14 protein-coding genes and 4 pseudogenes are annotated in these 12,847 nt (G+C 66.3%); 11 read left to right on the forward strand and 7 right to left on the reverse strand.

Translation table 11 applies throughout. The features are described 5' to 3' along the window. Positions 1-33 precede the first annotated feature (33 nt). The 6 genes from QFZ67_RS38545 to QFZ67_RS38570 all read left to right on the forward strand — a co-directional run bounded on the left by QFZ67_RS38545 (position 34) and on the right by QFZ67_RS38570 (position 4,560). Positions 34-300 (forward strand): hypothetical protein, encoded by a 267-nt coding sequence (locus QFZ67_RS38545; protein ID WP_307665658.1) that lies wholly within the window; start codon positions 34-36, stop codon positions 298-300. A 319-nt stretch (positions 301-619) separates the two neighbouring features. Further along, positions 620-1,363, forward strand: coding sequence for a hypothetical protein (locus QFZ67_RS38550; protein ID WP_307665659.1), 744 nt, complete (start codon positions 620-622; stop codon positions 1,361-1,363). 1 nt (position 1,364) lies between these two features. Beyond that, entirely contained in the window at positions 1,365-1,718 is a 354-nt protein-coding gene (locus QFZ67_RS38555) for a thermonuclease family protein (protein ID WP_307665660.1), read from the forward strand. A gap of 5 nt (positions 1,719-1,723) precedes the next feature. Next, entirely contained in the window at positions 1,724-1,936 is a 213-nt protein-coding gene (locus tag QFZ67_RS38560; protein ID WP_307665661.1) for a hypothetical protein, read from the forward strand. An 865-nt stretch (positions 1,937-2,801) separates the two neighbouring features. Continuing rightward, positions 2,802-3,065 carry a hypothetical protein gene (locus tag QFZ67_RS38565; RefSeq protein WP_307665662.1) on the forward strand — a complete coding sequence of 88 codons (264 nt, stop codon included), beginning with the start codon at positions 2,802-2,804 and terminating at the stop codon, positions 3,063-3,065. A 697-nt stretch (positions 3,066-3,762) separates the two neighbouring features. Next, positions 3,763-4,560 (forward strand): hypothetical protein, encoded by a 798-nt coding sequence (locus QFZ67_RS38570; RefSeq protein ID WP_307665663.1) that lies wholly within the window; start codon positions 3,763-3,765, stop codon positions 4,558-4,560. 92 nt (positions 4,561-4,652) lie between these two features. Here QFZ67_RS38570 and QFZ67_RS38575 read toward each other — a convergent pair. Together QFZ67_RS38575 and QFZ67_RS38580 are read right to left on the reverse strand one after the other, a co-directional pair. After that, positions 4,653-4,872: pseudogene (locus QFZ67_RS38575) on the reverse strand (transposase); the annotation flags it as partial. Positions 4,873-5,520: 648 nt separating this feature from the next. Beyond that, complete coding sequence (locus QFZ67_RS38580; protein WP_307665664.1) at positions 5,521-5,649, reverse strand: GNAT family N-acetyltransferase; 129 nt, start codon at positions 5,647-5,649, stop codon at positions 5,521-5,523. Between the two features lie 219 nt (positions 5,650-5,868). Between QFZ67_RS38580 and QFZ67_RS38585 the strand changes: the two genes are divergently transcribed. Beyond that, a complete protein-coding gene (locus tag QFZ67_RS38585) occupies positions 5,869-6,411 on the forward strand; it encodes an RICIN domain-containing protein (protein WP_307665665.1) in 543 nt (180 codons plus the stop codon). A gap of 5 nt (positions 6,412-6,416) precedes the next feature. Here QFZ67_RS38585 and QFZ67_RS38590 read toward each other — a convergent pair. The 4 genes and pseudogenes from QFZ67_RS38590 to QFZ67_RS38600 form a co-directional block, all read right to left on the reverse strand. Further along, positions 6,417-6,560 (reverse strand): annotated as a pseudogene (locus QFZ67_RS38590) (transposase); the annotation flags it as partial. Positions 6,561-6,751: 191 nt separating this feature from the next. Continuing rightward, positions 6,752-7,219 (reverse strand): annotated as a pseudogene (locus QFZ67_RS38595) (IS3 family transposase); the annotation flags it as partial. A gap of 109 nt (positions 7,220-7,328) precedes the next feature. Beyond that, positions 7,329-7,592: pseudogene (locus QFZ67_RS39285) on the reverse strand (IS3 family transposase); the annotation flags it as partial. Between the two features lie 26 nt (positions 7,593-7,618). Beyond that, positions 7,619-7,918, reverse strand: coding sequence for a transposase (locus QFZ67_RS38600; protein WP_373430186.1), 300 nt, complete (start codon positions 7,916-7,918; stop codon positions 7,619-7,621). Between the two features lie 152 nt (positions 7,919-8,070). Here QFZ67_RS38600 and QFZ67_RS38605 point away from each other — a divergent pair, with 152 nt between their 5' ends. The 4 genes from QFZ67_RS38605 (at position 8,071) to QFZ67_RS38620 (ending at position 12,528) form a co-directional block, all read left to right on the forward strand. Beyond that, positions 8,071-8,226 carry a hypothetical protein gene (locus QFZ67_RS38605; protein WP_307665666.1) on the forward strand — a complete coding sequence of 52 codons (156 nt, stop codon included), beginning with the start codon at positions 8,071-8,073 and terminating at the stop codon, positions 8,224-8,226. Between the two features lie 104 nt (positions 8,227-8,330). Beyond that, positions 8,331-8,891 (forward strand): hypothetical protein, encoded by a 561-nt coding sequence (locus QFZ67_RS38610; RefSeq protein ID WP_307665667.1) that lies wholly within the window; start codon positions 8,331-8,333, stop codon positions 8,889-8,891. Between the two features lie 47 nt (positions 8,892-8,938). Next, a complete protein-coding gene (locus tag QFZ67_RS38615; protein ID WP_307665668.1) occupies positions 8,939-10,171 on the forward strand; it encodes a site-specific integrase in 1,233 nt (410 codons plus the stop codon). Continuing rightward, entirely contained in the window at positions 10,171-12,528 is a 2,358-nt protein-coding gene (locus QFZ67_RS38620; RefSeq protein WP_307665669.1) for a tyrosine-type recombinase/integrase, read from the forward strand. The genes QFZ67_RS38615 and QFZ67_RS38620 overlap by 1 nt, the downstream gene beginning before the upstream one ends. Here the strand turns inward: QFZ67_RS38620 and QFZ67_RS38625 are convergent, their stop codons facing one another. Next, positions 12,529-12,831: a hypothetical protein gene (locus tag QFZ67_RS38625; RefSeq protein WP_307665670.1), complete on the reverse strand. Its 303-nt coding sequence runs from the start codon at positions 12,829-12,831 to the stop codon at positions 12,529-12,531. Between the last annotated feature and the right edge of the window lie 16 nt (positions 12,832-12,847).

The raw sequence follows: 12,847 nt of genomic DNA on the forward strand, positions 1-12,847 counted from the left end.
CAAGGGCCGCAGGCCAGCGAGAAGCGGCCGCTGATGCGGTGGGCCGCCGCCCTGGACGAGCAGCTCAAGGCCGACAGTGCGGCCGACTACCGCGTGCGGCTGGCCGTCGACCTGGTCCGCATCGGCCACAACACGCGGATCAACCCGCCGCCCGGTTCGGTCGATCTCCCGGTCGCCACCTGGGAGATGACACCCGAGTACCACATCGAGCTCGTCAGCAGGAAGTGGCCGACCGGATACGCCGGCCACACCGCCGCCCGGATCGGCCGCCTGGTCGCCGTCGCCGCGAAGGAGGAATGACCATGCCGATCCGGCCGGAGAACAAGGACCGATACCCCGCCGACTGGCCGGCGATCTCCCTGGCTGCGAAACAAGCCGCGCAATGGCGCTGCGCCTGCACGGGGCAGTGCGGCCGCGGCACCCATCAGGGCCGCTGCCCCAACCGGCACGGCCAGGCCGCGTACGGCACCGGCACGAAAGTCGTCCTGACCACCGCCCACCTCAACCACCAGCCCGAGGACGTGAGCGAGGCCAACCTGACCGTGATGGGCAGCTCGAGACCAAGACCCTTCCGGAGCAGGGATTCGAGGTCACCGACGACGACTTCGACGCCCTCTCCATGGCCGTGGAGGCGGCTCTCGCCGCACTTCTGGCACGTCAGGAAGGCGTTATCGTCGCCCGGCTCCGCGCCCCGAAGATCCGCAAGCACACGCGGTTCTGGGAGCCAGAGAACGAGAACGACACCCGCAGCGGCGACGCGAACATCAATCAGGATCGCGTCGTCAGTGCCGCCCGCTGGGCGGAGGAGACCACCAGCACCCTCGCCCCCATCCTGCAGCAAGCCGCCACCGTCACCGCCCGCAAGCTGGGCCAGGCCCTCACCGGGACCGACACCGTGCCCCCGGCCGCGGCCGCCGCCGCGCTCGTCACCGCGGCGTACGCCGGCGAGGCCGTCACCGCGTTCCTCAGTGAACTGGCCGACGCGCTGCGGGACGCCCAGGACAACACGCCGAATCTCGACCTCGAGGCCCTCGTGCACGCCGTGGGCGGCTTCTACCGCTCGGCCGTGCCCGCCCTCGTCGCCCAGGTCGCCGAGACGTGCGCCGTCTCGACGATCAACGGGGCCGCGGACGCCGCGGCCGAGAACACCGGGCCCGGAGTCGTACGGACCTGGATCACACGCCAGGACGCCCGCGTACGGCCCGCGCACAAGTCCCTGCAGGGCACGACCCTGCCGGTCGGCACCCCGTTCACGGTCGACAGCTTCCAACTCCGGTACCCCGGCGACCCCTTCGCGCCGATCGCCCTCACGATCAACTGCCGATGCCGCCTCCACTACGCCACCGACGAGGAGGTGAGCTGACGTGAACACCTACCCCGCCACGCTCAAGCACCTGGTCGACGCCGACACTCTCGACCTCGACATCGACGTGGGCTTTGGCATCCGCGTTCGGGAGCGCGTCCGCCTCCTGGGCTTGAACACCCCGGAGAAGAACACCCCCGCGGGCAAGGCCGCCAACGCCTGGGCCACCGACTGGCTCAACCAGCACGCCCCCGAGCTGGTGGTGGAGACCCACCGCAAGGAGAAGTACGGCCGCTGGCTCGCCACCATCACGGCCGCCGACGGCGCATGCCTGAACAGCGACCTCCTCGAAGCCGGCCACGCCGCCCCTTACGACGGCAGAGGTCTCCGACCCGTCCCCGAACCGAAGGAGTAACCATCATGTGGGCCACGATCTGGGTTGCTTGGAGCCTGGCTTTCGCCGTCGCGGAGGGCATCGCCCTGGCGAACAAGAAGGACGACGACACCCTCTCCGAGAACGTCCGCCGCCTGTTCCGCACCCGCACCAGCAGAGTCGGCAGAGCCATCTTCGCCGTGGGCTGGTTCGGATTCTCCGGATGGTTCGCCCTCCACATTCTCACCGAGACGATGTAGCGGCGACCGATGCCGACCCCGAAGTCTCCTCGGGCGCGCCACCGTCCTACCTTGCTCCCGCGTGGCTAGCGTGCAGATCCCCACCGCGCTTCCTGGACACGGAAGGTCCCAGCAGTTGGCGAACTCACCCGGACACGGAAGTCCCCAGCAGCCGAACAACCGCAAGGCAAAACTTGGCGTAGTGGTCGCTGGGGTACTGCTGGTGGCCGCGATCATCGGCATGGTGGCTGATCTTGGCGCTCTCGGTGTCCAGTTCAGGTTTTGGGAGGGAGATGGACCAACGTCGTCACCGACACAGCCACCGAGCGACGAACCGACACCGCCAGGGCCAACGACACAGCCATCGACAGCAGAGGCTGGCCTCCCTCTCAACGTCTACGCGTACTGCAGGTACAAGGGATTCGCCACTTCACGCCCAGAGCAAGACCCAGGGCTTCGAACCGTAGGAGATTGGACGTGCGTACGCGAGGACGGAAACTCGGAACCAATCACAATCAACGGGGCCCTGTCGTGGGACGAAGCTTGCCAGTATCAGTACGGCCCTGCGGTCGTGGCAACGAACACCGACCCCGGGATGAATTACCGCAGAGTGAGGTGCGTAAGAGGCTGATGAGCGCTGAGGGCGCCGTGCGGCAGTTGTAACCAGGCATCCCCGCCTGTGAGCGGAGGAGCGGCAGCAGGAGGAGCAGGAGCGAAGAGCACGAGACCGGGAGGAGCGGGAAAGGGAGGAGCGGGCAGGGCGAGCGGCTGTACGGCCTGTTGCACCAGAGCTGCGGACGCATTGGAAGTACTCCTTCTCTGCCAAGGAGCATCCTCAAGTCGTCGACGGACGGCACTTCGGAAGGTCGACGAAGAGCTCGTAGCTGTGTGCGACCAGTTCGATGTGGCGTCGCGAGGATCGGCTATTAAGATCGGCGTAGAGCTGGCCAAGAAGCGGGGAGGCGAGCGCTGGATTATTGTCGGCGACAGCGTGGAAAGGCTTCGCGCCGAAGCCAACGCTATCGGCACGTATATCTCATCAGTCTTCGAATTACACACGAAAACCCCGACAGATGCATCATTGGCGCATTTCAAGGAGAGTGCGACTGAAATTCAAGGCCAGATCCGGAAACTGCGTCGCGACGCATGAGTACCGTCCAGGGCCATAGGCGTACGCGACCTTGAACAAGGTGGCGTCCCGGAAGGGCGGCAATCAGCCCTTGTGGCCCCTGGCCACTAACGCGCAGGACCTCCTTGTCATGATGCAGCTGCGGCCAAGGTGAACATCCAGACCCTGGCGCTACTACGAGCGGCGCGGCCTACTCGCGGAACCCGAGCGCAGCCCCGGCGACCCCGCCTCTACGGCGAGGAAGCGGTCACGACGATGATCAAGGCCGCCCAACGGCTGGGTCCACGCTGGCGGAGGTCGCCGAACTTCTGGAGGCCGGCCGCCACCGGCGCGGCGCCCCGTCCCAGAGCTCCAGGAGAGGGCCGCGTCAAACTGGCCGAGGTCGACGCGAAAATCCCGAAACTGGCCACCATCCGCACTGGCGTCGCCGCCACCGTCGAGGCAGGCTGCGACGACCTGACTGTCTGCGCCTCCAGCGCCTACTGCCCCATCCCCTGTCACTGACCTTAAGGGTTGTCCCTTATGTTCTCGGGGCATGCTGAGCGTCGGGGTGACTGGTTGAACTGGGTGGCGATCGAGTGATCGCGGGTGGGCGTCAGAGTGCCGTCCATGATCACGACGCTGTTTCTTTACGAACCGCTTGTGGGGTTGGCGCGCGAGGGATGACCCGAGGCGATCGATTTACCCCCTAACGGTCGTAATTACGAGGGGGGTATGCATGGTAAATAGCAACGCATTCTCCAATCCTGAAAGCCATCTGATCGGCCTCTATCGAGATCAGAGCTCTGGAGCATTTCTGTTCGCTATGCCCAAGCCGGGCAAAAGGGGAGTCAATACTGCCACCAGTGCGGCCTTCGCCAGATTCTACAGCATCCTCGACGCCAAGGACAAGCAGCCAAAGGCATCAGCCTCGCTTAAGTACATCAGCTTCGTGGCGAGCAAGCACGCAGCAGGAGCGGCCGTCGATATCCTCGTAGGGCAGCTGCTCGATACCGCGCTCGCTGACGCCCTCCGCACGCTTGGCGATGTGAGCCTCAGGGCTGCGTCTGTGGAGCTTGATGACGCCAACAACGAACCCACCGAGAAGGGCAAGAAACGTCATCGCATGCTCGCGCAGGGGCACCTTGGCGTGGTGTTCCAGGCCGCCGAGAGTGAGATAACAGCACTTGAGAAGAAGCTACTCCCCCACACAGATCGAAGAGCTGAAGCGCACCGCAAAGCGACTCTTGTTGCAGCCATCATTGCGCTCATCAACCACGACGCCGGCATGCAGGCAGCGGCTAAATGGGCCGAGAAGGCGAAAACTCATTTTGAGCGATACGACGAGCTGAAAGGCGACACTGGTAGGGCGGTCCTGGCCCGGATGAACCGGCAGGAGAGCAAGCTTCAGTCCGGCCGGTCACCCATCGTGATACACCCACCCGGAGTGGTAATGCCGCAGGGTCTTGCGGCCCCCGCTGGGTCTTGCGCAAGACCGCCATCCGGGAACTCCAAGAAGACAGGCGCCCGATCCTAGCCCGCATTACCACACTTAACGAAGAGCGATCGCATTTCGAGGTGCTCTATAGGGCCCTCCGATCCTAGAGGTTGTCCCGTAGGGGGCGTGGGTTATCCGTTGAGAGCCAGGTTGTATAGCCGGGCGATGCCGAGCATGGCCTGGTGAACGCCGTGCCCCTTGAGACGGCAGTCCGGCAGGATCTTCAAGTTCTTCAGCCGGGACAGGGCGTGTTCCACACGGGCCCGAGCCGACGGTGTTCTCCGCCTCCTGCTGAGGGCTGAGATGCGTCTGGCTGCGTCGTTTGCGGTGTGGGATGAGAAGGCCGGTTCCGGACCCTGCTGTTGGCCCCTGCCCCCAGAGCGCACCGAAGGCGCTCGGGGACCTTGTCGCCCTGGCCTGCGCTGCCATCGCTCGATCCAGCGATGGCGCCACACCTGTTGCACCCGATATCGTCAACGGCACTGGCGCTGAGCTGCACCGAGTCGTCGACTCCGCCTCGCGCCACACCTGGTTGCCCCAGAGAACTCCTGGCCGTCCGGCAGCTTGACCCACACCGGGGGCGGAGGCGGTCATGCCGCCACGGTACGAGAGAAGTACCAGGACACCGCCTGGAGCGCCAATCATTAGGGTGGCTGCCGCAAAGACCATTGCCACTACGAACTGGGTTGCCTCGACGGTGCTCAGAGGCCCCCCAGTCACAACTGCGTAGGTTCCATAGCCCACCGAGCCGACTGACAACTCCAAAATTACGAACCACATAAGTCGGGTCAAGAGCCCTGTTTTTACGTCCTCGGGCTCGGTTACTACTAGGAACACGGTCACGGCACTGAAGAACACGCATGTCGCCAGCAAGCAGCCGGCCACGAAGAGACACCATTGAAGTGCAGTCACTGCTTCCCCCACCCTCATCGCGGCGATCCAACCGCATGAGGTGATTGTCGTCGTACCCACTGCGACGACGGGTGTAATCAGCGAGGTTCAGCTGTACAGCGTCACGAAGCCGAGCTGGTCGTAGACCTGCATCCCGCGCCGCAGCAGGGCGCTTCCCCAGCCCTGGCCGCGTACGTCCTCATCGACGGTCAGACCGCGGACCTTGCCCGCGGTCACGGCGAGACTGCGTCCAGCCCAGCCCACTCACCCTGCATGAACACAAGACTGGCCCCACTCCACCCGGAGCGGGGCCAGAACGGGCCTTGGAACAACGCCCACCGGTGGATCCACTGGCCCCGTTCATTGGCCGCAAATCGCCGCGACAGACCGCTCCCGGCGGGCCACGCTGCCTACTGACAGTCTTCCGTCGGAGGGGGAATCGGGACGATGAAGCCGATGCGTACGCGAAAGACGTTCTCAGGGCTGACGGCTGCCGCCACTCTGTGCGGCCTGAGCCTGGCCGGAGGGTCACCGGCTGCCGCCGCTGTCCCTCCGCCCCTGCCGATCATTTACGAGCAGGTGATCAACTACCACAGCGGCAAGTGCCTGGAGGTGGCGGGGGGCAGTCAGGCCAACGGCGCCAGGGTGCAGCAGTACTCCTGCAACGGCACGGTCGCCCAGCAGTGGAACAAGCGCCCCACCAGCGGCGGGTACTTTCAGCTCGTCGTCGCCAGCAGCGGTAAGTGCGTGGAGATCGCGAGCGCGAGCCAGGCCAACGGCTACAAGGCCCAGCAGAACCCCTGCGGCAGCGGCTATCACCAGCAGTTCACCCATCTGCCGAGCGGAGTGTCCGGCTACCCGTTCATCGTGGCCCGGCACAGCGGCAAGGGCCTGACCATCGCTTCGGAGAGCCTGCTGAATGGCGCCCAGATCGTCCAGTACGACGTCGGCGACGACGGCCCCGACACGCTCCATGCGGGCGACTGGCAGTTCCGCTAGTCGCTGCGGCGGAGCTTCTTGTTTGTCAGCTCGGCGAACCACCGCTCGACCATGTTGAGCCAGGACGAGGTGGTGGGCGTGAAGTGCAGTTGGAACCGTGGGTGCGCCAGCAGCCATTTCTTGATCGCCTCGGTCTTGTGAGTGGCGTAGATCGTCGCAAAGAAGGAGACGCAGGCGGCCTCCTCCGGGGGCTTCGGTCTGACCCTGCCGAAGCCCGCGAAGCCGGGCGAGTGCCGTCGCCCTTCTCGATGCCGCCGGTGCCGAAGCGCACCCACAGCGGAGTCGGCATGTGTCCGCACTTGAGCTTGTTCCGCTTTGACGGACACCATCGGTGTGGTGGTCAGGCTGCGAGTGCGTTCTCGTATTCGGCGGGACTGCGGTAGCCGAGGCTGCTGTGCAGTCGGTGCAAGTTGTACCAGCCCTCGATGAAGTCGAAGATCGCGGTGCGGGCGGCGGCACGGCTGGGCCAGGGGCTTGTGTCGAGCAACTCCCGTTTGATGGTGGCGAAGAACGACTCGGCGAGCGCGTTGTCCCAGCACTGCCCGGTGCGACCGACGGACAGGCGGACGCCGGACTCCGTTGCCAGGGTGGCGAATTGCTGACGGGTGTACTGACAGCCGCGATCCGAGTGAAAGATCACCGGTCGGGTGGGGCGACGCCGGCGGCAGGCGGACCTGAGAGCGTCGGCGACCAGTTCGGTCCGCAGGTGGTCGGCGGTGGACCAGCCGACCACGCGGCGGGAGGCGATGTCGATGACAGTGGCCAGATAGAGCCAGCCCTCTTCGGTGGGGACGTAGGTGATGTCGCCGCACCAGCGGGTGAGGCCGTCCTGGTCGGGGGGCGAAGTCCCGGACGACGAGGTCGGGTCGGGCGGCGGCCCGTGGGTCGGGGATTGTCGTCAGGTGCCGTCGTCTGCGGTGCCGGCCCTGCAGTCCGGCGTTGCGCATCAGTCTGGCGATGCGGCGGCGGCCGCAGTCCTCGCCCTGTCGTTGCAGGACGGCGTGGACCCGCGGCGCCCCGTAGGTTCCGCGGGACCGCTCGTGGACTTCGGCGATCTTCTCAGTCAACTCGGCATCGCGGACCGCCCGCGGACCGGGCTTGCCACTGCGGCGGGCGTAGAAGGCGGTCCGGGAGACCTGCAGCAGTTCACACGCACGCTTGACGTTGTGACTGCCATGCATTTCCGCCTCGATGAACGGGTAGACGTTCACCGGATCTCCTTCGCGAAGAAAGCCGTGGCCCGCTTGAGGATGTCGACGTCCTCGCGCAGTCGGCGGTTCTCCCGCCGCAACGCGGCCAGCTCCTCGCGTTCACTGCTGGTCAGGCCGTCGCGCTCGCCCGCGTCGACCTCGGCTTGGCTGACCCACAGCCGTACCGCGGTCTCGGTCAGGTCGAAGTCCTTGGCGATCTGGCCGACCGAGCGGTCACCGCGACGGCACAGCTCGACGATCTCGGCCTTGAACTCCGGCGTGAACGAACGGCGAGGCCGAGGCTTCTTCTTCCCCATGCTCTCCATGATGTGGCTTTATTCACGAGTAGCGGTTCTGGCACAGCTTCCGTGTAGCGGCCACTCTGAGTGACGGTTGAGCCTCGCAGGGCGGCACCGAAGGCGCCCGAAAATGAGCCGTCGTAGAGGCAGTTGGGCTCAAAGTCCGGTCCGTGGAAGAGGTTGTGCTCCGGCTGAAGGAGCTGTTGTTCCCGTCGGTCGCGGACGTCACGGTGTTGTCGGTGGACGTGACTGTGATGCTCAACTGCCTTCGCGCAGTACTTGCCCCGCCGCCACCTTCCATCGCTCTCTTCGACATCGAGCCATGACGGAGCGTTACGCGGCACGGAAGCTGTGCCAGAACCCGAGTTTTGACAGCGCTGGGGTACTTGCCAGGACAGCATCGGGGTGCTCCTGGTGAAAGGTCCTGGTCATGCCGCAGATGTCCAAGGTCGAGCTGTACGCGGCGATCCGGCGTGATCACCGTGCGGGCACGAAGATGCGCGAGCTTGAGCGCAAGTACAACGTCTCGTGGCGGACCGTGAAGAAGGCCGTGGACTCGGTCTGGCCGGAGCCGCGGAAGAAGCTGCCGCTGCGGCCGACTGCCCTGGATCTGTACAAGCCGGTGATCGATGAGATGCTGCGGACGGCCCTCGACGCTCCGCGCAAGCAGCGGCACACGATCACGCGGATCTTCCACCGGCTCATCCAGGAGCACGGCGCCGATATCTCGTACCAGATGGTCCGGCGCTACGTCTCCGAGCGGAAGCCGGAGATCCTCGCGGCCTCGGGCAAGGCCCCGGTGGAAGCGTTCGTGCCGCAGACCCACCTGCCCGGTCACGAGGCCGAGGTCGACTTCGGCGATGTGACCGTGCGCTTGGCCGGTGAGCTGGTGACCTGCTATTTGTTCTCGCTCCGCCTGTCCTACTCAGGCAAAGCCGTCCACCGACCCGTTGACCGCACTATCGGCGTGTCCTGCGTGTTGGCGTGGTGAGGGCGAGGAGTCTCCGTTCGGGATGTGCCCGATGAGACGGAGATGCGATGGATCACGATGCTCCAATATCCGAGGTCGACGTGTCCGGCCTGGTGGTGGCGCGGGTCGGCAGTGTGGAGGCGAGCACTGCCGCGACGTTGCCATGGGTGGTGCTCGATGGTGCGGGGCGGCCGATCGCCCCTGTCAGCGACTTCCTTCGGGAACTGCTGGCCTGCGGCAACACCGCGGCATCCTGCCGCTCCTATGCTTATGACCTGCTGCGCTGGTTCCGTTTCCTGGCCGCGGTGGACATCGACTGGAGCCGGGCCAAGCGCGTGGACGTGCGCGACTTCGTCCTGTGGCTTCGAACGTGCCACAACCCGGCGCGGGACCGGCGGCGCCCGGACGCGCCAGCGCCGGGATCGCTGAACGCGCGCACCGGCAAGCCGTACCTGAAAACCGGCTATTCCCCGGCGACGATCAACCACGCGGTATCGGTGCTGGCGGCGTTCTACGACCATCATCTCCAGACCGGGCAGGGGCCGCTGGTCTCGCCAGTGCCGCCGCAGTCGCGTGACGGGCGCCGGCTGCAGGCGCATCACAACCCGCTGGAGCCATTCCGGCTGCACCGCCGGGGCGCCTACCGGCAAAAGCAGGCCGACCGTGAGCCCCGCGCGGTCCCCGACGATGTCGTCGAGGACCTGTTCCACTCGCTGGGCTGCCACCGGAACCGGGCACTGTTCTCCATGTTCTTGTCCAGCGGCGCGCGGGCCGCCGAGATGCTGGGTATGACGATCAGCGACGTCCACCCGGGCGAGGGCCGTATCTACGTGCAGACCAAGGGCCTGGGCGGAGCCAAGGAGGCGTGCCCCGCCTCTCCGGAAGCCTTCGCGTGGCTGGCGCTCTACCTCGGCGAACTGGCTCAGGATGGCCATCGGCCAGCCGCCGACGAGCCGGTGTGGTGGACGCTGCGCGGCCCGACGCGTCCGTTGACTTACACCGCGCTGCGGGCCGTGCTGAACCGGATCAACGCCCGGATCGGGGCGAACATCACGCTGCACGACCTGCGACACACCCTGTGTCTGCGCCTGATCCAGGACCCGGGCATCACGCTGGTCGACGCCCAGCAGGTGATGCGTCACCGGCGGATCACCACGACCAGTACCTACCTGCGGCCGAGGATCGACGAGGTCATTTCCAAAGTCCACGAGCACTACACGCGCCCCAACTCGCCACCGCAGCCGCTGACCGGCTGGACCTACGACCCGGACGACCTCGCCGACGTGTTCGGCAGCAACTGATGGCCCGGCACGGCCGCACCACGCGCACACCGGTCAGCCCCCGTGACCCCGCCCTGCTCGCCGACGCCCGGATACCCGGGCCGAGACCGTCCACCGGCATCAACAACGAGCGGGCGGCTACGCCGCGGGACGAGCTCGCACTGCTGGCCAAATGCCTGCTCAGCGAGCCGACCGACCGCAATCTGTGGCGTCAGCAGCTGTCGCTGACCCGGGTGCTCGACTGGCTGGAGGAGTTCCCCGCCGACACCTGGCAGGACCGCTGGCTGCTGAGCGGTTCCGACGACCAGGGCTCGGCCTGGGGGCCGCAGGGCCTGAGCGCCGGAACGCGCTCGCGATTCACCACGGGCCTGGGCATCCTGATCGTCCTTCAGGTGGTCCGGCCCTCCTACGGGTGGCTGTTCGGCAGCCGGCTGCTGGGTGTCTACGACGCCTACCGGCGCCACAACCAGGCAGCCCTGTTTTCCGAGCTTCGGGAGCGTGCCGACGGACGCGAGGGTTGCGACGAGCACGCGACCGACGCCCTGAACCTGCTGACCCGCATGAGCATCGTCACCGGCAAGGACCTGCTGGACTTCGAGCTGGAGGACCTCACCGACTACGCCCAGGCCCGTCGGGCGACGGGCCGCACGGTGGCGTCGCTGCCGTTCGCCTACGAGATCCTGCACGCCGTCGGCGGCTTGAAGGACTCGCCACCGACACTGCGGCAGGCCCAGGCCCGCGGTCAGCTCACCCCGGCCGAACTGGTCGACCGCCACCCCATCACCGACCGCGCGGTCCGGGACGTTCTCGTGCACTACATCGCCGAAAGGTCCGGCGCCCTGGATTACGGCTCCCTGGTCAACCAGGCCCAGATGCTGGCCGACCTGTTCTGGGGCGACCTGGAACGCCACCACCCCGGCATCGCCTCGCTGAACCTGCCCGACACGGTGGCCCAGGAATGGAAGCAACGCGTCCGCGTGCTCCCCGACGGACGACCGCGCCGCACCTACCACGGCGTGTTCCTGGCCGTGCGCTCCTTCTACCTGGACCTGCTGCAGTGGTCGATGGAAGACCCGGCCCGCTGGGCCCAATGGGCCGCACCCTGCCCGATCAGCGAAGCCGACATCCGCGGCTACCTCAAGGAGACCCGGCACCGACAAGCGCGGATGCAGCAACGCACCCGCACCCTGGTCCCCGTCCTCCCGCAGCTCGTCCGCGCCGCCGAGGACCGGCTGCACCGCGCAACCCTCCTCCTGGACGCGGCCCGATCCGCGAAGCTGGGCGAGGAATTCACCATCGAGGACCGGCGGTATCGACGCACCGGCCGAAAATGCAGCAATTGGCGGCCCACCGCGCTGTTCATTACCCAGGCCGACGAGCCCGGCCCGCGGTTCGACGCCGAATGCGAGGAGAACAATGCCTTCTGGACCTGGGCCGGCATCGAGGTCCTGCGACGCACCGGCACCAGGATCGAGGAACTACTTGAGCTCACCCACCTGAGCCTGCGCCAGTACCAGGCGCCCACCGGCGAGACGGTGCCGCTGCTGCAGATCAGCCCGTCCAAGACCGACCGCGAACGCGTCATCCCCGCCGACCCGGACCTGGTCGCGGTGCTCGCCAGAATCATCCGCCGCATCAAAGGCCCCGCCGAGCGGGTCCCCCTGCTGAACCGGTACGACGGCTACGAGCGGGTCTTCGGCCCGCCGCTGCCGCACCTGTTCCAGTGCCCCTCCCAGCACCGGCTGCAGGTCATCTCCGCCAACCGCATTCGCGAACTCCTCACCGATCTCGCCCTGCGGGCTGGCATCGTCGATGTCGATGGGACACCGCTGAGATTCACGCCCCACGACTTCCGCAGAATCTTCTCCACGGAGACCGTCAACGGCGGCCTGCCGATCCACATCGCCGCGAAGCTACTCGGCCACCTCGATCTCAACACGACCCAGGCATACGTCGCGGTCTATCCCGAGGAGGTCATTCGCCACTATCGGCAGTTCGTCGACCAGCGCCGGACCCACCGCCCCAGCGAGGAGTACCGCGAACCGAGTGACACCGAATGGCAGGAGTTCCGCGACCACTTCAGCCTGCGCAAGGTCGCCCTCGGCACCTGCGACCGCCCCTACGGAACCCCTTGCCAGCATGAAAACGCCTGCGTCAGATGTCCCATGCTCCGTCTTGACCTGGCTCAGGAACCCCGACTTCTGGAGATCGAGACCAACACCCGCAAACGTCTCGGGGAAGCCCAGCGGATGCAGTGGCTCGGCGAAGTCGCCGGACTGCAGGAGAGCCTGCGGCACATCGCCACCAAGAAACAGCAGGTCGAACGACTACGAGAGCAAAGTGACCACGGGGAAGCTGGAGAGAATGCGCTCGGGTGATTACACGTCCCGGTGCCTCTCGCCAGCCCTTTGCAGCCATTTCCGGGTTGCGACGCTGTTCTGCTGGGCGACCCAGCAGTCGAAGTCCTCCAGCAGGTATGCCGACTCGACCGGCTTGAGCCGAATCTGTGGGCGCTCGTCCATCCACCAAATCTCGAAGTCGGTCACGGTCCCCTCGGCCGGCCATCGGGCTGGGTCACGCGGGAGGAGGAGTACATCGACGAAGCCGCCTGCAGAGAACCCCAGATCAATGAAAATGCCGATGGCACCGGGCTTGAGAACGCGTACGACAATCCCGGTCAAGCATTCGCCGATCCGT

It is taken from the genome of Streptomyces sp. V1I1, assembly GCF_030817355.1.
Taxonomy (GTDB): Bacteria; Actinomycetota; Actinomycetes; order Streptomycetales; family Streptomycetaceae; genus Streptomyces.